Origin of the sequence: Achromobacter sp. E1 (assembly GCF_037039475.1) — a bacterium.
In the GTDB taxonomy this organism is placed as follows: domain Bacteria; phylum Pseudomonadota; class Gammaproteobacteria; order Burkholderiales; family Burkholderiaceae_B; genus Achromobacter; species Achromobacter mucicolens.
The window spans coordinates 4343526-4362813 of sequence record NZ_CP146253.1 but is presented as its reverse complement, the minus strand read 5'-3'; the positions used below and the strand labels follow the sequence as shown (position 1 = coordinate 4362813).

Here is a 19288-nt window from a genome sequence, read left to right as displayed (position 1 = left end):
CGGCGGTCGGCGCCGCCCGCTTTTTGCGCTAAGCCCGATCAGGCGTGGCGCCGCAAGGCCTCAGCCAGCGTGCTCACATCCAGCGTGCGATCGAAGTTGGCGGCATGCCTGGCTTTCAGGCTGAGGTCCGCGGCCAACGTCAATTCCGCGTCGGTCGGCTGGCCGGGCGCGCCGAGTTCGCGCAGCGTGGTCGGCAGGCCGACCTGGGCGTACCACTGTTGCAGATCGGCCAGCATGCCATCGCCGCGGTTTTCCAGGTCCAGCTGCACCAGCAGGCCCACCGCGACCTGCAGGCCATGCAGCGCCGTCGCGATGCCGTTGATCTTAGGCAGTCCGCGCGTCAGGGCGTGGGCAATGGACAGGCCGCCGCTTTCAAAACCGAGACCGCTCATGAGGATCATCGCTTCCACCACGCGCTCGAACGCGGGCGTGGGCTGGCCGGTTCCCGCCACGGCCACGGCGTCAGCGCCGTCCGCCATCAGCGTGCGCAGGCAGCCATCCGCAATGAGCTGGGCCGTGAGCAGCGGCGCCGCGTCATACATGTTCTTGCCGCCATTGCGCTGGCATTGCTCGGCTTCGAACTTCTTGGAAATCGCATCGCCCAATCCGGCGCGAAAGAAATGCACCGGCGCGGTCGCGATGATCGCGGTGTCGACCAGCACGATGGTGGGATTGAACAGCATGTGCTCGACGGCAAGGAGATTGTGATGCGCGTCGTAAAGCACGTAGTTCTTGCTGGTGGGCGCGTCGTTGGACGCCACCGTGGGAACGGTGATCAGGTGACAGTGGGACGACTTCGCAACGGCCTTGCCCGCATCCAGCGACTTGCCGCCGCCCACCGCAATGACCATGTCGATGCCCGCGGGCGCGGCCTGGGCGCGCAAGCCGTCAATGACCTCGGGCGTCAGGTCGCCTTCCACGATCAGCGGCACAAGCGTCACGCCGTGCCCGGCGCACAACGCCTCGATTCTTGGACCCAGCACGCCATGGACATAGCTGTCGATGACGAGCGCGGCGCGTCTTCCGAACAGCGCCGCATATTGTCCCAACGTTTCCAGGGCGCCCGATCCCTGGATGTAGCGGCTGGGCGCTCCAAAAATCTTCAGCATGGCGTCTTCCTATTTGCGGGCCCCGGGGGGGCGGTAGTCGAGTTCTTTTTCCCGTTCGACCAGCCAGTCGATCATGATCTTTCCGCCCCATACCAGGTCGGCCTGAATCGCTTCCCGCGCCGCTTCCGAATCGCGCGCCTCAAGGGCCTCGATCACGGCCTCGTGGCGGTGTTCGTTCTGCGAGTAATCCAGCCCCGCCGTCTTGACGTGAAACACCTTGAGGATGGGGCCGGTGATGACCCAGAACGACTCGACCGTGTTGCGCAGGATGGGCTTGTTGCTGGCTTCCAGGATGGCGAAGTGGAACTTGCGGTTCAGGTAGCTGGCGCGTTTGGGATCGGTGGAGGTGCACGAGATGAAATCGCGCTGCAGCGCGATCAGGTTGTCGAGCTGCTTGCGCGTGATGTGCTGCGCGGCTTCGGCGGCGCCCATGCCTTCCAGGTGAAAGCGGATCTGCTGGATCTCGCGCAGCTTTTCCGAGTTGACGTACGGAACATACACCGCGGTGGCCGCCTGCATCTCCAGGCCTTGCTCGCTGATGAGCCGGAAGATGGCTTCGCGAACCGGCGTGATGGACACGCCCATTTCCTGCGCCAGTTCGCCAATGATCAGGCGCTCGCCAGGTTCGTACTGCCCATTGATCAGGGCATTGCGGATTTCGTTGTAGACCCTGACGGAAAGGTTCTCTTTTTTTACCGGTTTGAGGCTGGGCATGGCGTTTCTGGCTTGCTGTATAGGGGATGCGGGACGAACCCAGGAGCGATTCTAGCCCGGCGTAGCCAATTCGAGCGCAATGAGTATATTATATATCATATATCCGTACAACACGAGGAGGCGCGATGCGCAAGGAGCAGGGGACCCCTACCGCGGGGGAAATCGCGATGCTGCGGGAAAAGGCCCGCCATATCAGGCTTGAGACGATCCGCCTCATTGAAATTGCCAAGGTCGGTCATTACAGCTCCGTGTTCTCGTGCGCCGAGATATTCGCGGCGCTTTACTACGATGTGATGCGCCTGCGGCATGGCGAGCCGCAATGGCCGGATCGTGATCGTTTCCTCATGGGCAAGGGCCACGCCGCGGTGGGCTTGTTCCCGGTACTGGCCGATCTGGGCTTCATCGACCGTGAGCTGCTCGACGGCTACACGCGGCTGGGCAGTCCCCTGGGCGATCACCCCGACATGAGCAAGGTGCCCGGCGTGGACTTCAGCTCCGGTTCCATCGGCCACGCCCTGTCCAACGGCGTGGGCATGGCGGTGGGCGGGCGCATGAACGCACGCGACTTCAACGTGTTCGTGATGCTCGGGGATGGCGAAATGCAGGAAGGGCAGGTCTGGGAAGCCGCGCTCTTCGCGGCGCACAATCGCTTGTCCCGCCTGATCGCCATCGTCGATCGCAACGGCTACCAGCTCGACGGCAAGGTCGACGACGTCATGGGCGTGGAATCGCTAAAGGAGAAATGGCAGGCATTCGGCTGGGAGGTCCACGAGGTCGACGGCCACAATCTTGCCGAACTGACGGCGTTGCTGCGCCGTCTGCGCGACGACGACTCGCGCGCCCGGCCGGCCTGCGTGATCGCCCGCACCGTCAAGGGCAAGGGCGTGTCCTACATGGAAACCGAACCGGGCTGGCACCTGGGCTACCTGGCTCCTCAAGATGCGCAAAGCGCTGTCGAAGAAATCCTCTCCCGCGAGATCTGAATGGCACAGGCACAAGTCCTCTCTCCCGATTCCTGGCAGTACCGCGCCCTCAATGCGGTGAACCCCGGGCTGTCTTATCTCTCTGATGCGCTGATCGATCTGGCGAAGGCGGGGCATCCGGTCGTGGCCGGGTCGGCCGACCTGCAGTACTCGAACGGCTTGAACCGTTTCGCCCAGGCCTACCCCGATCGCTATGTGCAGTTCGGCATCTCCGAGCAGAACATGGTGTCGGCGGCGGCCGGGCTTGCGACGACCGGCATGATGCCGTTCGTCGCCACCTTTGCCTCGTTCCTCGGCCTGTTGTGCTGCGAGCAGATCCGGATGGATGTCGCCTACACGCGGCTGCCGGTGCGCCTGATAGGCCATCACACCGGAATCAGCCTGGGCTTCTATGGCACGTCCCACCATGCCACCGAAGACATCTCCACCATGCGCGCGCTCGCGGGACTGACGGTGGTGTCGCCTGCCGACGGGCCGCAACTTGCGTCCGCCATCAAGGCGTCCGCGGACTGGCCCGAGCCCATCTACTTCCGTATCGGACGCGGACGCGATCCGCAGGTCTATGAAGACGGCACGCCGTTCGAGTTTGGCCGGGCGATTGTCCACGATGTTGGTAGCGACCTGACGCTGATCGCGTGCGGCATCACGCTGCACGGCGCGCTGGCCGCCGCCCGGCAGTTGCGTGAAGAGGGCATGTCGGTAGGCGTGATCGACATGCCCACGATCAAGCCGCTGGACCGCGACGCCATCCTGAAGGCTGCGGGCCAATCCCGGCTGATGATGACGGTCGAAGAGCACAATGTGCTGGGCGGCCTCGGTTCGGCGGTCGCCGAGGTGCTGGCCGACGCAGGCACCGGTACCCGGCTGCGCCGTCATGGCATCTATGACGAATACAGCCTCATTGCGCCGCCCACCACCCTGTACGCCTATTACAAGCTCGACGCCGAAGGCATTGCCGGCGTCGCGCGGGAATTCATCAAGCTTTGATCCGGAGACATCCATGAAGGAAATCAGCGGCAACACGCGCCTGTTCGGCATCCTGGCCGACCCCATTCACCATGTGAAGACGCCGCAGCGCATGAACGAGCATTTCGCCAAGATCGGCTATGACGGGGTTTGCGTGCCGTTTCACGCGCGGCCGGACAACCTTGCTGCCGTGGTTGAAGGCCTGCGCCGGCTGGAAAACCTGGGAGGCGTGATCGTCACGGTGCCGCACAAGACGGCCATCCTGGAATTGGCCGATGAAGCCACGCCTGTCGCGCGCAAGATCGGCGCGGCCAACGTTCTGCGGCGCGAGGCCGATGGGCGTCTGGTGGCCCATATGCTGGACGGCGAAGGTTTTGTCCGCGGTCTGCGCAGTTGCGGCGTCTCGCCGGAAGGCAAGAGCGTCTATCTGGCCGGCGCGGGCGGCGCGGCCAACGCGATCGGCTTTGCCCTCGTGCAGGCTGGCGTGTCGCGCCTGACCATCGCCAACCGCACGCCGGCCAAGGCCGAGGACCTCAAGGCCCGCATCCTGTCGCTGCATCCCGGCGCGCAGATCTCAGTGGGCAATGCCGATCCGTCCGGCCACGACCTGGTCGTCAACGGCACGTCGTTGGGCATGAAGGAAGGCGATCCGCTGCCGCTGGACGCCAGCCGCTTGACGCCGGATCAATTGGTCTGCGAGGTCATCATGCAGCCCAAGGACACCGCGTTGCTCGTCGCGGCGCAGGCGCGCGGCTGCAAGGTCCATTACGGCGCGCCGATGCTGGCCTGCCAGATCGAACTGATGGTGGAAACGCTCGGCGTGACGGCCGCGCGCTAGGCGCGCGACGCATATCCGGAACCCGGTGGAAAAAGATGGGCGACTACGATTTCATCATCGCGGGCGGCGGAACGGCCGGCTGCATCCTGGCCAACCGCCTCAGTGCGGATGGCAGGTATCGCGTACTGCTGCTGGAAGCCGGCCACGAGGCGCGCAGCATGTGGATTCCGATTCCAGCGGGCTTTTCCAAGCTGCTGGTCGATCCGCAATACAACTGGCGCTTTGCGACCGAGCCCGAGGACAACGTCCACGGCCGGGTCATCGCCGTGCCGCGCGGCAAGGGCTTGGGTGGATCGACGCTCATCAACGGCATGATCTACGTGCGCGGCCAGCCCCAGGATTACGACGGCTGGGTGGCGGCCGGCGCGGCAGGTTGGGGCCGCGACTTGGCCGAGCGCATCTACCGCAAGATCGAGAACTACGCGCCGGGGGGCGAGCACCGCGGCAAGGATGGACCGATGCACCTCGAAGAGGTCGCCGAACGCTTTCCCGTGTCGGATGCCTTCCTGCAGGCCGCGCGCGAAGACGGCCAGCCGTTCAATCCGGATTACAACAGCGGCGACCAGGAAGGCGTGGGCTATTACCAGGTGCTCCAGCACCGTGGCCGGCGCTGGAGCGTCGTGGACGGCTACCTGAAACCGGCGGCCGGCCGGCGCAATCTCAGCGTCGAATGCGGCGCCCACGTCACGAGGCTGGTATTCGAAGGAAAGCGCTGCGTCGGCGTGGCCTATCGCAAGAACGGGCAAGAGCACACGGTGCGCGCGCGCCGCGAAACGTTGCTCTGCATGGGCGCGGTGCAGTCGCCGCAATTGCTCGAATTGTCCGGCGTGGGCGATCCGGCCCTGTTGAAGACGCATGGCATCGACCTCGTGCACGCGCAGCCGTCGGTGGGCGAAAACTACATCGACCACTTCGCCACGCGCATGAACTGGCGCGTCAAGAACACGGTGACCTTGAACGAGATGTCGCGCGGCTGGCGGCTGGCGAAGCAGGTGGCGCGCTATTACCTTAGCCGCAAAGGCATCCTGACGCTCGGCACGGGGTTGGTGCATGGCTTCGTGAAGAGCCGTCCCGGCCTGCCCACGCCGGACGTGCAGTTCTTCTTTGTGCACGCCAGTTACGCCAACGCGGCCGAACGCATCCTGGATCGTCACCCTGGCATGACCATCGGCGTGGCCCAGTTGCGTCCCGAGTCGGTCGGGTCCATTCACATCAAGTCGGCCGATCCCATGGCCGGACCTGCCATCCGGCCCAACTTCCTGTCCGCGCAGGTCGACCGCGATAGCCTGGTGGGCGGCATGCAGGTGGCCCGGCGCATCGTGGGCCGGCCCGCCATGCAGCGCTATGTGCAAGCGGAAATCAGCCCGGGGCCGGATGTGGACACCGACGACGAATGGCTGGATTTCGCTCGGCGCAACGGTCAGACCATCTATCACCCCATCGGCACCTGCCGCATGGGGACAGATGCGGCGGCCGTCACCGACGTGCGTTTGCGGGTCAATGGGCTGACGGGACTGCGCGTAGTGGATGCGTCGGTCATGCCGAAAATGGTTTCCGGCAACACGCAGGCCGCTGTCATGATGGTGGCCGAACGCGGCGCCGAATTGATTCTTGAAGACGCGGCGCAGGGGTAACGCCCCCCCGCACGAAAAACGCGCAGGCCCGCCGTCTGCGCGTTTTTTATCGCCGCGTTTTCCGCGTCTGCGGCATGCGCCTTGCTAACAGCCGGTCGCGGCTGCAGACTCCAGACTCGGCTGCGCCAACTGAAAGGAGACCGTATGACTTACGACCTTTGGTATTGGGATGGCATCCCCGGACGAGGAGAATTCGTGCGCCTGGCGCTGGAAGCGGGCGGCATTCCTTATCGGGAGCGGGCGCGTGAGCCGGGCGCCGACGAAGGCAAGTTGATCGATGACATGCGATCCGCCCGCAAGCATCCGCCGTTTGCCCCGCCTTATCTGGTGGCCGGAAAAATGACGCTGGGGCAGACGGCCAACATCCTGCTTTTCCTTGGCGAGAAACATGGCCTTGCCCCTGAATCGCTCGAAGGGCGATTGTGGGTAAATCAGCTGCAACTCACGATCGCCGACATGGTGGCCGAAGCGCACGACACCCATCACCCCATTTCCGCCAGCGATTATTACGAAGACCAGAAGGAAGAGGCCGCTCGTCGCGCCCGGGTCTTTCGCGAAGAGCGGATTCCGAAGTTTTTGGGATACTTCGAGCGGCTGCTGGACGGGAAGGATGCCTGGCTGGCGGGAGGCGGCAAATGGACATATGTCGACCTGTCCTTGTATCACCTGGTCGACGGGCTGTTGTACGCCTTTCCTAAACGCATGGCCACGGTGGCGGCCGATTATCCCAATGTGTTTGCGCTGCACGAACGCGTGACTGCGCTGCCCGAATTGCAGGCGTATTTTGCAAGCGGACGCCGTCTTCCATTTGGCGAAGGTATTTTCCGTCAATATCGCGAGCTGGATGCGGCTTGAACCCGGGATTACCCGGAGTGTGCGTCGTGACGACGATTCGAATTTATTTTCGACGGATTCCAAAAAAAACGCGATGAGTCGTGATAATTTCTGGGATTAATAGTATCTATTAGATACACGTGTACCAGGCACGCCGGCAAACTCACCCCTGGAGGTCACCATGCTTTGGCATACTCTTGGCCGCTTCATCCGTGGATACCGCAGCACCGACAAGGCTGATCTGCTCGGACAAATCGACGCGATCCATAAATCGCAGGCGGTCATCGAGTTTGATCTGAATGGCCACATACTGACGGCCAACCAGAATTTCCTGGACACCATGGGCTATGTGCTCGACGAGATCCAGGGACAACACCATCGCATGTTCATCGCGCCGCAAGAGCGCGGGTCGGCGCAGTATGCGGCCTTCTGGGAAAGGCTGGGGCAGGGCGCCCATGATTCCGGCCGCTACCGGCGAATTCGCAAAGACGGATCCGATGTTTGGCTGCAGGCGTCCTACAACCCCATCTTTGACAAGCGCGGACAGCCGCTGAAGGTCATCAAGTACGCCACGGACATCACCGAGCAGCAACACCGGCAGGCGGATTCCGAAGGCCAGCTCGCGGCGATCTCCAAGGTTCAGGCGATCATCGAGTTCGAACTGGACGGCACCATCGTGCGCGCCAACGACCTGTTCCTCAATGCGGTGGGCTATCGCGCGGACGAGGTGCTGGGCCGGCACCACAGCATGTTCGTACCTGCCGACGAGGCAAGAAGCACGGCCTACAAGGATTTCTGGCGCAGGCTGCGCAATGGCGAACATGACACGGGTCAGTACATGCGCCTGGGCAAGGGCGGCCGCCAGGTGTGGATCGAAGCCAGCTACAACCCGATCTTCGACGCGCAGGGCCGGCCCTTCAAGGTCGTGAAATTTGCCACCGACATTACCAAGCGGTTTACGGCGGCGCAGACGTTGCAGGTCGCCGTGCAAGGCCTGACGGAGAACGCCGAACGGGCGCGGCAGGCCAACAGCCTTGCGCAGGACGCAAGCCGCGTCGCGGAAACCGGTGGTGACACGATGCGCGAGGTGGTGGCCACGATGGAAGCCATCACCGGCAGTTCGCGCCGAATCTCCGAAATCATCGGGGTCATGGACGGCATCGCATTCCAGACCAACATCCTGGCGCTGAACGCCGCGGTCGAAGCGGCGCGCGCGGGCGAACACGGCAAGGGGTTCGCGGTCGTGGCGTCCGAGGTCCGCAACCTGGCGCAGAGCAGCGCCGCCGCCGCCAAGGAAATCAAGGCGCTCATCACGACGTCGGTTGCGCAGGTCGAAGGCGGCGCGGTGCACGTCCAGTCAGCAGGAGGCACAATGGAGGGCATCGTGGCCTCATCGCGCCGCGTCACCGAAATCATGGGTCAGGTCGTTGAAGTGTCGCTCGCGCAATCGGCCAAGCTGGCAGCCGTCACCGAAGACCTGACCGAAACCCGCGTCGAGGCCACGGCACGTCTGCGCGCCGCGTGACGCGGCCCAGCCCGCGCGGAGCGGGTCCCGATTGCGCTATAAAGACGGCATTGCCGATCCCCCGTGGCCCGCGCGGGCAGTTTCCGCCGCGGGCCACGCCATTTGCCGCCGATGTCCATGACCGAATCCGAAGCCCTAGCACTTGCCACGCACCGCCACTACAAGGGCGGCCTGTATCGCTATGTGGGCACTGCCCGCTATTCCGAGACCGAGGAGTCGATGGTGGTGTACGAACATCTTTGGCCGCACGCGCGCGGTCTGTGGGTGCGACCGGCCGAGCTGTTCTTTGGCAAGCTTGCCGACGGTTCGGACCGCTTCGCAGCGCTGCATCCCGCGGAGTAGGCCCGTGAGCTTTTTCTATCGGCGCACGCCTTCGAGCGGCGCATCACCGGCACGCTCCTTCCGGCCGGCGGCCCGAGTTCAGGCCGCGGTCACGCAAGCCCTTGACGCGTTGGGCGGCCCGTTCATCGTGGCCGACCTTGAAACGACCGGCCTGTCCACTGCCAGTTGCGAAATCCTTGAATTCGCGGCGGTCAGGGTCGGCGAGGGCGGCGTCGTGGTGAACGAGTACACACAGGTCGTGCGGACCTGCGCACGCGTGCCCTCCTTCATTTCGCGCCTTACCGGCATCACGCAGGCCGAAGTCGATCGCGACGGCATACCGGTCGCGCAGGCCTTTTCTTCGTTCCTGGCGTTTGTCGAGGACCTGCCGGTGTTTTTCCACAACGCTTCGTTCGATCGGCGCTTCCTCAGCGCGGCGGCAGACCAGACGGGGATGCCTTTCTCGAACGCCACCCACTGCACGTTGGCGCTGGCGCGCCGCGCGTGGCCCGAGCTGACGTCGCACAAGCTCGACATCCTTGCGCGGCACGTGGGCGCTTCGCAGCCCACTCACCGGGCGTTGGCCGACGTGCGCACGACCGTTGCGGTGGCGCTGGCGGCCAGCGCTCGCCTGGCCTCGGTTTAGCGCGGCGTCATTTTTGTGGGAGTTCCCATGTCAGACCTGCAAGAGATCCGGCTTGCCGTGCGTCAGTTCACGGCCGAACGCGAATGGCAGCAGTTCCATTCGCCGAAGAATCTGGCCATGGCCCTGGCGGGCGAAACGGGCGAGCTGGTTTCGCTGTTTCAGTGGCTAAGCGAAGACGAGTCGCGCAATATGTCTGCCGCCCGCCTTGCGGATGCCGCGGACGAGATCGCCGATGTGCAGATGTATCTGGTGGCGCTTGCCGATCAACTGGGCATCGATATCGCGCAGGCGGTAGCCGGCAAGATGGAGAAGAACGCCAGCAAGTACCCCGCCGATGCGTTCCGGCGCAGTGCGCGCAAGTACAACGAGCCGCCGCAAGAATAGCGCCGCGCCGTGCTGCTGCGCGGTGCGGGGGCGTTCAGATCACTTTCTGTTCGTGGTGCACCTGGGGCGGCTCGACAAAAAAGCCGCCCACCAGCTTGCGCCATTCCTGGAAATCGGGCGACTCGCGGAAATCCACCATGTGGTTTTCGACCGTTTCCCAGTCCACCACCAGCGTGTAACGCTGCGGCTGCTCGATGCTGCGGTACAGTTCCATGCCATGGCAACCCTTGGCGCGCAGAAAAAGCGGCTTCGCCTGAGTCACACCGGCTTCGAACAGCGCTTCCTGTCCTTCGCGGACGTGGATGCTGGCAATCTCCTGAATCATGGTTTTGTCTCCGATTGAAGGGGGAGGGGGCAAGGCCGGGAGTAGTATGGCCGAAATTTCCGCTTCCAGTCCGATTGATGAATCACCGAGCCGTTACCTTGACTCGTCTCATTTCCGTTCGCCTGCTCTGGTATGTGGGCGTCGGCATGATCGTATTGATGTCCCTGTTCCTGCATACGCAGTTCGCGGTCGACGTGCTGCTGTCGGCCATCGCCATTTACATCCCTCTGTCGATGCTGAGCCTGCCGCTGGTGGCGTGGTTGTGCCTGTCGCGCCGCCCGCGAGCCGTCGCGTCCGGGGTGCCGCCCGCTTGGCCCGCATATCTTGCCGGCGTCACCGGCATCGCCCTGCTGGCGACCTATCAAGTTGTCGCCAATCTGAATCTGGCCGAGTGCGGATTCCTGCTGGTCATGGTGGCCGTGGACCTGATGCTGGCGCGGCGCGAGACCGGCTGGTGGCTGCGCTTGGCGCAAGAGGGGGCTCGCCCTCTTGCGCGCTAGATATCATGCGCGAGCCGCCCGCGCGCACACCCATCCTTTGAGCTGAAAGCCGCCCGGACGGCGGGCCTTCGCGCACGCTTGGCGTCATCCATACGCATGGCCGCATGGGCCCGGCGTCTCCTCTTTCAGGTTTGTGTAATTCGCGAGTCCATCCGCCAGAAAGACCCGGTCGTTCGTTTAACCGATACCGACCTGCCTAGGACGGCGCAATCATTCCGTACCAATACGAAAGTCCCACGCCCTGGCCCTGGACGGGCGCAGTACCTGGGGGAGTAACGGTCCGCGCCGGTCGGTCTCCGGCACCTGTGCATCCGTGCAGACGGATCAGGAGGAGCTCAAATGAAAAAGCTCGCAGCAGTCGCCGCGTTGTCATTGTTCGCCGCATCGGCTTACGCTACTGGCCCGGGCCAGGTCGGAGGTTCGGTAACCGGCCACGCCGGCGCCATCAACGGTACCGCGTCATCCATCTCCACCGGCAGTTCGGTGGTCGCCACCCAGATCAACGGCTACGGCTCATCGAGCCAGACGTCGTTCGGCAGCACGGGCGGCATCGCGGAGGTCGGCGGCACGTTCAGCCGCGACGGTACGCAAGTCGTCACCAGCACACGGCAATACGCCAATAGCGAGTCTTACGGGCATGTGTCGGGCAACGCGCCGATCATGGTCGGCGACAGCATCGCGAACGGCGGCGCCACGTTCGGCAAGACGGAAACGAGCGCATCGGCGACGGGGACGTTCCATGCAGCGAACATCGGCGCTTTCGGGTCGATACACGGCATCGGCGCGGTGGGCCATGTCGGCGGATTCAATCGCTGACCGAATTATCCGGACGGCTTCGGCCGTCCGGGCGAGGGGACATCATGAAAACCATAGTTCTAGCCATTTCCCTGTCGCTTGCCGCCATGTCGGCCGGGGCGCAGACCAGCACGTCTAGCTCATCGACCTCGGCATCGTCCGGGTCGACCAATGCGGGCAACAACCAGGGCATCACGCTCAATTCCAGCAATAGCGGCACCAGCACGTTGCGCAGCGCGCCGCCGGTCGGCGGCCAGAGCTTCTACGGCTCGTTCTCGTCCGACAGCTGCATGGTGTCGGCGGGCGGCGGCGGTTCCGTCGTGGGATTCGGGATGAACGTTGCGATTCCAATCGAAGATCAAAAATGCAGCCTTCGCCGCAACTTCGAGCGCACGATGCAGGCGGCGGCGTCGACCAAGGACGCGGACCGCTCGCGGCGTCTGGAAACGGCAGCCATCGATATCCTGTGCCAGACCGACGACCGCACCAAGGCGGCGCTGGTGGCGCAGGGACTTTGCACCAATCCGGCCTTGACGACGGCGGATCACCGGTTCGACAGCGGCGCCGTGGCGCAGGTCGCGCCGCAAACGCCCGTCCAGACCGCGGGCCCCGTGCCCGTCGCGCCCCAGGCGCAGGCGCCGCAAGGCTATCCCGTGATGTCGGCTCGCAGCGCGGCGTTTACCGCGCCGCCGCTTCGCAATCCCCGCCTGGAGCGTCAGCAGTTTGCCGACCTGTATTCGCCCGGCTGAGACGGCGGGGCCGAGGCCGGGCGGCCGCGCGGGCAATCAGGGTGAAGCGGGCGGGGCTACCGCGATGGGCGCAGGCGCCTGCGCGGGCTCCGGCGCCGCCGCAATCAGCATCGTCGGCGGCGACGACACTTCGAGCTTGGCCTCGTCCAGCCGCTTTAGCACCGTGAATAGAAGCGCGCTTCGCACGCCGTACGCCGCACGGGGCGAGGACACGTAGCCCCTCGCGTTGAAGATCAGGTGGCCTGCATCGATCCCGTCCAGGAATACGTTGGGCGCAGGCGACTCCAACACGTCCTCGTGATCGGCAAAGGCCTGCAGCATCAGCTCGCGCACCTTTTCGGCATCCGTCGACAGCGGCATGGGCAGCTTGATCTGCACCAGCCCAAGCGGGTTGGACCGCGTCACGTTGCGCACCGTCTTCGTCACGAATTCGGAATTGGGCACGATCACCGTGGACCGGTCGCCCATCTGGATCTCGGTGGCGCGCACGTTGATGCGCAGGATGTCGCCTTCCACGCCGCCGAGCGACACCCAGTCGCCCACCTTCACCGGCCGCTCGGCAAGCAGGATCAGGCCCGACACGAAATTCTGCACGACGGCCTGAAGGCCGAAACCGATACCCACCGACAGCGCGCTCGCAATCCACGCGACCCGTTCCAGACCGATCCCGGCGGCGGACAGCGACAACGCCACCGCCAGCACGAAACCGCCGTAGCCGAACAGCGTCGCGGCAGACAACTGCATGCCGGGATCCAGTTCGGTCGTGGGCAGGTAGCGGTTCGAGAGCCAGCGCTTGAGCATCTTGACGCTCAGCAACGACAGCGCCAGCACGATCAGCGCCTGCAGCACCGCGCCCGGGCGGATCTGCGCCTCACCAATGGCCAGACCTTTACGCAACTGGTCAAAGCGCTGCACCAGATCCATCGGCGCCTCGCCGAAGGGCGCCAGCACCAGAATGATGGCGAGCAGCGCGATCGCCACGCGGCCAAGGCCCGACAGCAGCACCGCGGCCTGATCGCGCATGCTGGGTCCTTCGCCTTCGCCACCTTCGCGGTGCGCCGTACCCAGCAGCGTGCTGAAACCGTCCTCGATCAGCGTGGAGGCCAGGTAGGCCGAGGCCAGCACGATCAGCACCCACAAGACCTGCTTGACCAGGAAGCTTCCAAACGCCACGTAGCCCGCCAGCAGGCTGGCAAGGCTGACGATCAGCACCGTCCAGATGGCGGCCAGCATCAGCGAGACCCACAGCGGAATCGGCGCTTCGCTGTCCTGCATGACCTGCCGGCGCAGGCGACGGCTGATCGCCAATACGGCGGCCAGCATCGCCATACTCAGCACGCCCACGATGCCGGTCAGCGTAATGGTCGTCGTCAGGCTGGCGTCGAGCAGCACGGGCAACCTTTCGGCGAGCCAGATCAGGACCACCAGCACGCCCAGCGTGCCGGGGAGCCAGCGCAGGCGGTTCGCCACGATGTCGCTGACCGGCGGCAGGCGCCAGGAAGGACGCTTGGTCGACAGCAGCGCGAAGCCCAGCCCCGAAACGAACCCGCCAAAACACACGGTCGCCACCAGGTTGGTCAGGAGTGACGCGGTGCGGTCCGAAAGTTGCGACCGCCAGTCCAGGCCGGCCTGGATCAGCAAGGCGATCACGCCGGGCGTCGCGACCGACAGCGCGACGAGGGCCACGGCCAGGAAAGAACGGCGCAACCGGCCAGGCGGCACGCGCGTTGCCGTCAACTGCAGCAGGTAACGGCCAACCCAGACGCGCAGTGCAATCGCCAGGCCGGCGACGACGGCGAGCAGCAGCCAGCCCCACTTGGGCGTCTGTCCGACGGCGGTGGTGAGGTCATCGCGCAGGGCTTCCAGCCGCTCCAGATCCCGGGGGAATTCCTGGCGGAATTCAGTCCAGAACTGGCCAGACAGGAAGGAATCGCGGCGCTCGCCCAGGCGCGCCTGGAACTGCTTGCGCCGCTGGGCCGATATCTGTTCGGCGGTCTGTCCGGCGTCTACCGACAGTAGCCGCGCCAGCTTGAGTTGCGCGTCCAGGGCGCGGCTGTTTTTCTCAAGCTGCGTGCGCTGTGCCGCCACATCGGGCGCTTCCTTGGCGCCGTCCGGCGGCGTGCCCAGTTCGCTCAGGCGCGCGGTCACGCTGGCCAGCTGCGGCGTCAGCGCCTCCGTGGCGGCATCCGCTTTCGATTGAATATCCAGCGCTTCGCCACGCTGTTTGAGCAGCACGGCGTCGTCCGTTTGGTCGGGGATCTGCTTGCGGATCTCGTCGATCTGTTTACGCGCGGCGGCCAGTACGGCTTCGGTGTCGGCTGGGGTGGCGGGCGGCGCCGCAAAGGCGGGCAGCAAGCTGAACACCAGCAGCAGCGCGGCAAGCAGCGCCGCCAGGTTGGGTGCGCGAACGAGGCGGGCGCGCATGAGCAGAGGGTACGTGGTGGGGATCATGTTCTTGGGGCGAGTTGCTCGCGTCGAGGCGGCAGCATAACAAGCCGCCCGGCTGTCCGTTGCAACAAAAATGCTGTTGCGTCCCTAAATTTCAGAGCTCATGCCTGCACGGTGAATATTGCCGTTGGCGGGCATAAAAACGGGGCCGGATTTGCGGCGCTTGGGCGTCGCCCGCGGTCGGCGATGGCCCCCTCGCAACCCCTGTTTACGAGCCGAACGTTTGGATTCAACTCCCAGATCCTTGGGGCGCGCGCGCCGCCCGGCTCCGAGGCTTGCCCAGCACGGCATCGCACACTTCCAGCCAGGCGCGGGCGGCAAACGACAGATAGCCGGATTGCAGCCAGATATGCCCAACTTCCCACTGCATGCCGGACTTCGCCAGCTTGGCGGTGCTAAGGCCCCGCGTCTTCATCCGCTGCATCAGGGGTTCGGGAAGCAGGGCCACCCCCAGCCCTGCCGACGCCATCGCCACCAGGAAATCCCAGTGAGCGCTCTGCGCCGCGATGCTGGGCTGCAGTCCCGCATCGGCAAACGCCTGGCGCAACCGCCGGGTGATCGCGAAGTCGTCGGTGGGAATCAGCAGCCGCGCGTCGCGCAACGCGCTCAGCGGCAATGAGGTCTTTCCGGACCAGGGCGCGTCGGGCGGTCCAATCACCCAAATCGGATAGCTGCCAAACGCTTGAGCAACCAGGCCGCCGTCGGGGGCGACCGGCAGGATGGTGGCTCCAACCTCCAGTTCGCCGCTGGCCACCAGGCCTTCCACGGCCTGGCCGGTCCCTTCGCGCAGTGTCAGATGAATGCCGGGATGCAATTCACGAAACCGCTTGACCACCGGCGTGAACAGCAGATTGATCATCGGGGGAATACCCACCTCCAGCGCGCCGCGCCCCAGTTCCGCGGTTTGCCGCAGTTCTTCCGACAGCTGGCGCATGGTCTCCAGCACCTGCAGACCGCGCTGGTACATGACCCGGCCTGTATCGGTGGGGCGGGCCGTATGCCCATCGCGAATCAGGAGCGGCGTGCCGGCTTCTTCTTCCAGCTGCCGGATCATCTTGCTCACCGTGGACTGCGTGACGAACAGCGCCTTCGCTGCCTGCGTGAAGCTGGCATGGCGGACGGTTTCCACGAAATACCGCAAAGCGCGCACGTCCATGGGAATGCTTGCCCCTTCGCGCGATGCGCGACAAAAACACAAATGATGAAAAAAACGACTGGATTGGATGATTTTAAGTCATTACGAGATTTGCGCCCGCGTTCCTATACTGCCGAAAAATCGTTCCATCGCCCGCATCTGCGGCTCTTGGAACCTCGGGAAACGCCGCGTCAGACGGTGCCCGGGCGCTGTAGATCCTTCGCCGCGCCCGGCCCTAAGCCGCAAGCCTTTGAATTTGGAGACAACATGCCTTTCGACCGGATCCGCAACCCAGAACTGCACGCCCGGATCACCACAGCCGAACAGGCCGCCTTACTGATTCAGGATGGGATGACCGTCGGAATGAGCGGATTTACCCGGGCGGGCGACTGTAAGTCGGTGCCCGCTGCGCTGGCCGCGCGAGCCGAACGCGAACCGCTCTCCATCACCTTGATCACCGGCGCATCGCTCGGGCACGACACCGACAAGATGCTGGCGCAGGCCAATGCGCTCGCGCGGCGCCTGCCGTTCCAGGTCGACACGACCCTGCGCCGCAAGATCAATCAAGGCGAAATCGCCTTCATCGACCAGCATCTGTCCGAAACGGTGGAACAATTGCGGGCCGGTCACCTGGGCCCCATCAACGTGGCCATCATCGAGGCCGCCGCCATCACCGAAACCGGCGCGATCGTGCCGACGATGTCGGTGGGCAATTCGGCGTCGTTCGTGCAACAGGCCGACAAGATCATCGTCGAACTGAACACGAGCGTGCCCGCGGCCATCGAAGGTCTGCACGACATCTACATCCCCGGTGACCGTCCCGCCCGCCAGCCCATCGGCCTGGTGTCGGCAGACCAGCGCATCGGCCAGCCCTTCATCGAAGTGGATCCTTCCCGCATCGCCGCCATCGTCATCACGCAAGAGCCCGACAGCCCCTCCAACGCGCTGCCGCCCGACGCAGAAACCAACGCGATCGCGGGCCACATCAACCAATTCCTGCGCGGCGAAGTCAACGCCGGCCGTCTGACCAACTCGCTGCTGCCGCTGCAGGCAGGCATCGGCACCATCGCCAATGCGGTTTTGCACGGCTTCGAGTCATCCGACTTCGAGAACCTGGTCATGTACTCCGAGGTGCTGCAGGACAGCGCCATCGAGCTCCTCGACCAGGGCAAGCTCGCATTCGCATCGGCGTCCTCCATCACCGTGTCCAAGCCGGTGTATGAAAAGATCCTCGCCAACATGGAACACTACCGCCAGCGCATCGTGCTGCGCCCGCAAGAGATCAGCAACGCGCCTGAAATCGTGCGGCGCCTTGGCATCATTGCCATCAATACGGCGCTGGAATTCGACATTTACGGCAACGTGAATTCCACGCACGTTGGCGGCACGCACATGATGAACGGCATTGGCGGCTCAGGCGACTTCGCCCGCAACGCGCATATCTCGATCTTCGTGTCCAAGTCGATGGCCAAGAGTGGCGACATCTCCAGCGTGGTCCCGATGGTGTCCCACGTCGATCACACCGAGCACGATGTCGATGTGCTGGTCACGGAATGCGGTCTGGCCGACCTGCGCGGTCTCGCCCCGCGCGAGCGCGCGCGGGCCATCATCCAGAACTGCGTGCATCCGTCTTATCGCGACGCGCTGCAAGACTACTTCGATCGCGCCTGCGAACGCGGCGGCCAGACGCCGCATCTGCTCGAGGAAGCATTCTCGTGGCATCAGCGGTTCAACGAAACCGACTCGATGCAGCCGGTCGCCGCATCCGCCCGCAAGGTCGCCTGATGCGGGACTAAAGATTGACTGCCGCCGTCGCGGCGTCCGCCTGGGCTTCGAGCGAAGCGAACCCAGGCTGTTTGAGGCTAGGTCCTGCCGGACGCCGTGTTTTGGTCAAGGTAAAGCGGCTGCATGCTGCTTTACCTTTTTTTTCACTGGGCCTCGTTCTCGTCCTCGGACTTGGAGGTCACCAGAGTCTGGCGCGAAATTTCCAGTTCGTCGCGCAGCCACTGCTTGAACTCGGCCAGGGGCGCCCAGTCCCGCAAGCTTGGCCGATAGACCAGGTGATAGGTCTGCGCCAATTCGTAGTGCACCCGCACCGGAGACACCTGCACAAGCCGCCCCGCGCACAGCGCATCCGCCGCCAGCAGTTCTCGGCCCAACGTAATTCCCAGCCCCTGCTCAGCTGCTTGCAGCATCATCCCCGCATCGTTGAATGACGCCACAGGCGTGACCTGCGTCGGAAATCCGGCCGCTGCAAACCAATGCTGCCATAGGTCACGTTCGCCCAGCAGCGGTTGGCGCGCCAACGTTTGGGGGGAGTTGTCGGGTAGGGCGGCCATCGTCTCGGGCGAAGCAAGCACGATCAGCGGCAAGGGCACATCGAACAGCGGCTCAGATTCCACGCCGGGCCAGGGCCCTTGCCCGATTCGAAGCGCGGCATGAAAGCCGTCGCGCAACAAGTCGACCAATTGCTGGGACGTCTCGATCTCCAACGCCAGGCCGGGATGCCGTGCGCGCCAACGTGCCATGCGCGGAAGCAACCACCGCTGGGCAAACGAAGGCAGCACGGACACCCGCAGTCTTTGCTCGCTGCCGGACGCAGCCGCGCTCGCCGTCATAAGCCCTTCATCGAGCAGCGCCATGGCGCTTTGCACGCTGCACAGAAGTGCCGCGCCCGCCGAGTTGAGGACGATGCCGCGCCCGCTGCGCTCGAAAAGCGGAAAACCAATCTGCTCTTCCAGCACCTTGATCTGCTGGCTGACCGCGCTATGTGTAAGGTGAAGGCGCTCCGCCGCAGCGCGAAGATTCTGCAATTCCGCGACAACGCGAAACGCAGGAAGCGTATTGAGGGGTAATCGCATGGCAGATCCAGGCTGGAATTTGACTGGTCATCGTAGCTTACCGATCATGCCAAAACAATTGGATTTTCAGGCGGGCATTGGGCGACTACGCTTACCAAAACGGATCAGCAAAGGAGCCCGTGATGACCGCTCAGTCTTTCATGCCGCCTGTCACCTTGGCCGGTGCACCCCCAAAAGCCAACCTGGCCCACGCCGAACCGGTCGCCGTGCTGGAAAGCGCCCAGGCCCCAGACCGCAGTTTCATGGCGCGTCTGTGGAACGCCTACTGTGCTCGCCGCAACGAACGGCGTATGCGCAACCTCGCTCAAGACATGGATACCCACCTGCTCAATGACGTGGGCGCGCCCCAATGGCTGGTAAACGAAGTCGCCCTGAGCCGCGATCTCGCACGGTTGCGCAACAATCATTACCTGCGCTGGTAAGTGACCCCGCTCGCCCGCGTCCGCCGCCTCCCACGCACGGGTTCCTCGCTGGTTCGCTATATATAGAGAGAGACAGCGAATCGCGTTACCCGTGGCTGG

At 64.3% G+C, this 19288-nt stretch carries 20 protein-coding genes; 14 read left to right on the top strand and 6 right to left on the bottom strand.

The genetic code is table 11. From position 1 onward, the window contains the following. Positions 1 to 38: 38 nt before the first annotated feature. Positions 39 to 1109, bottom strand: a complete 1071-nt coding sequence (locus V6V88_RS20255; protein ID WP_223576456.1) for a glycerol dehydrogenase — start codon at positions 1107 to 1109, stop codon at positions 39 to 41. Between the two features lie 9 nt (positions 1110 to 1118). Beyond that, positions 1119 to 1823, bottom strand: coding sequence for a GntR family transcriptional regulator (locus V6V88_RS20250; protein WP_063953167.1), 705 nt, complete (start codon positions 1821 to 1823; stop codon positions 1119 to 1121). A 167-nt stretch (positions 1824 to 1990) separates the two neighbouring features. Here V6V88_RS20250 and V6V88_RS20245 point away from each other — a divergent pair, with 167 nt between their 5' ends. From V6V88_RS20245 to V6V88_RS20205, 9 genes are all read left to right on the top strand, one after another. Continuing rightward, complete coding sequence (locus V6V88_RS20245; RefSeq protein WP_338616116.1) at positions 1991 to 2806, top strand: transketolase; 816 nt, start codon at positions 1991 to 1993, stop codon at positions 2804 to 2806. Further along, on the top strand, positions 2807 to 3793 hold the full coding sequence (locus V6V88_RS20240) for a transketolase C-terminal domain-containing protein (protein ID WP_338616115.1): 987 nt from the start codon (positions 2807 to 2809) through the stop codon (positions 3791 to 3793). Between the two features lie 13 nt (positions 3794 to 3806). Next, positions 3807 to 4610, top strand: a complete 804-nt coding sequence (locus V6V88_RS20235) for a shikimate dehydrogenase (RefSeq protein WP_338616114.1) — start codon at positions 3807 to 3809, stop codon at positions 4608 to 4610. A 35-nt stretch (positions 4611 to 4645) separates the two neighbouring features. Beyond that, positions 4646 to 6244, top strand: coding sequence for a GMC family oxidoreductase N-terminal domain-containing protein (locus tag V6V88_RS20230; protein WP_338616113.1), 1599 nt, complete (start codon positions 4646 to 4648; stop codon positions 6242 to 6244). 144 nt (positions 6245 to 6388) lie between these two features. Further along, positions 6389 to 7099: a glutathione S-transferase gene (locus V6V88_RS20225; RefSeq protein ID WP_223576452.1), complete on the top strand. Its 711-nt coding sequence runs from the start codon at positions 6389 to 6391 to the stop codon at positions 7097 to 7099. A gap of 160 nt (positions 7100 to 7259) precedes the next feature. Then, positions 7260 to 8603 carry a methyl-accepting chemotaxis protein gene (locus V6V88_RS20220; RefSeq protein ID WP_338616112.1) on the top strand — a complete coding sequence of 448 codons (1344 nt, stop codon included), beginning with the start codon at positions 7260 to 7262 and terminating at the stop codon, positions 8601 to 8603. A 117-nt stretch (positions 8604 to 8720) separates the two neighbouring features. After that, complete coding sequence (locus tag V6V88_RS20215; protein ID WP_338616111.1) at positions 8721 to 8945, top strand: DUF1653 domain-containing protein; 225 nt, start codon at positions 8721 to 8723, stop codon at positions 8943 to 8945. 4 nt (positions 8946 to 8949) lie between these two features. Further along, positions 8950 to 9570 (top strand): 3'-5' exonuclease, encoded by a 621-nt coding sequence (locus V6V88_RS20210; protein ID WP_338616110.1) that lies wholly within the window; start codon positions 8950 to 8952, stop codon positions 9568 to 9570. A 27-nt stretch (positions 9571 to 9597) separates the two neighbouring features. Beyond that, the gene (locus tag V6V88_RS20205) at positions 9598 to 9954 is read left to right on the top strand and encodes a nucleotide pyrophosphohydrolase (protein WP_062841777.1); all 357 of its coding nucleotides are present in this window, start codon (positions 9598 to 9600) and stop codon (positions 9952 to 9954) included. Positions 9955 to 9988: 34 nt separating this feature from the next. Here V6V88_RS20205 and V6V88_RS20200 read toward each other — a convergent pair whose 3' ends face one another. Continuing rightward, positions 9989 to 10279 carry an antibiotic biosynthesis monooxygenase family protein gene (locus tag V6V88_RS20200; protein ID WP_056326936.1) on the bottom strand — a complete coding sequence of 97 codons (291 nt, stop codon included), beginning with the start codon at positions 10277 to 10279 and terminating at the stop codon, positions 9989 to 9991. Between the two features lie 98 nt (positions 10280 to 10377). Here V6V88_RS20200 and V6V88_RS20195 point away from each other — a divergent pair, with 98 nt between their 5' ends. The 3 genes from V6V88_RS20195 (at position 10378) to V6V88_RS20185 (ending at position 12323) form a co-directional block, all read left to right on the top strand. Further along, the gene (locus V6V88_RS20195; protein WP_223576451.1) at positions 10378 to 10779 is read left to right on the top strand and encodes a hypothetical protein; all 402 of its coding nucleotides are present in this window, start codon (positions 10378 to 10380) and stop codon (positions 10777 to 10779) included. Positions 10780 to 11118: 339 nt separating this feature from the next. Continuing rightward, positions 11119 to 11595 (top strand): hypothetical protein, encoded by a 477-nt coding sequence (locus V6V88_RS20190; protein ID WP_056326939.1) that lies wholly within the window; start codon positions 11119 to 11121, stop codon positions 11593 to 11595. Between the two features lie 44 nt (positions 11596 to 11639). Then, positions 11640 to 12323, top strand: a complete 684-nt coding sequence (locus tag V6V88_RS20185) for a hypothetical protein (protein ID WP_056326941.1) — start codon at positions 11640 to 11642, stop codon at positions 12321 to 12323. Between the two features lie 36 nt (positions 12324 to 12359). Here the strand turns inward: V6V88_RS20185 and V6V88_RS20180 are convergent, their stop codons facing one another. Then, a complete protein-coding gene (locus tag V6V88_RS20180; protein WP_175155010.1) occupies positions 12360 to 14774 on the bottom strand; it encodes a DUF3772 domain-containing protein in 2415 nt (804 codons plus the stop codon). A gap of 226 nt (positions 14775 to 15000) precedes the next feature. Continuing rightward, positions 15001 to 15927, bottom strand: a complete 927-nt coding sequence (locus V6V88_RS20175; protein ID WP_223576450.1) for a LysR family transcriptional regulator — start codon at positions 15925 to 15927, stop codon at positions 15001 to 15003. A gap of 246 nt (positions 15928 to 16173) precedes the next feature. Between V6V88_RS20175 and V6V88_RS20170 the strand changes: the two genes are divergently transcribed. Further along, positions 16174 to 17691: an acetyl-CoA hydrolase/transferase family protein gene (locus V6V88_RS20170; protein WP_223576449.1), complete on the top strand. Its 1518-nt coding sequence runs from the start codon at positions 16174 to 16176 to the stop codon at positions 17689 to 17691. 143 nt (positions 17692 to 17834) lie between these two features. Here the strand turns inward: V6V88_RS20170 and V6V88_RS20165 are convergent, their stop codons facing one another. Beyond that, positions 17835 to 18767, bottom strand: coding sequence for a LysR substrate-binding domain-containing protein (locus V6V88_RS20165; protein ID WP_062841783.1), 933 nt, complete (start codon positions 18765 to 18767; stop codon positions 17835 to 17837). A gap of 122 nt (positions 18768 to 18889) precedes the next feature. Between V6V88_RS20165 and V6V88_RS20160 the strand changes: the two genes are divergently transcribed. Continuing rightward, positions 18890 to 19189, top strand: a complete 300-nt coding sequence (locus V6V88_RS20160; RefSeq protein ID WP_223576448.1) for a hypothetical protein — start codon at positions 18890 to 18892, stop codon at positions 19187 to 19189. Positions 19190 to 19288: the final 99 nt, after the last annotated feature.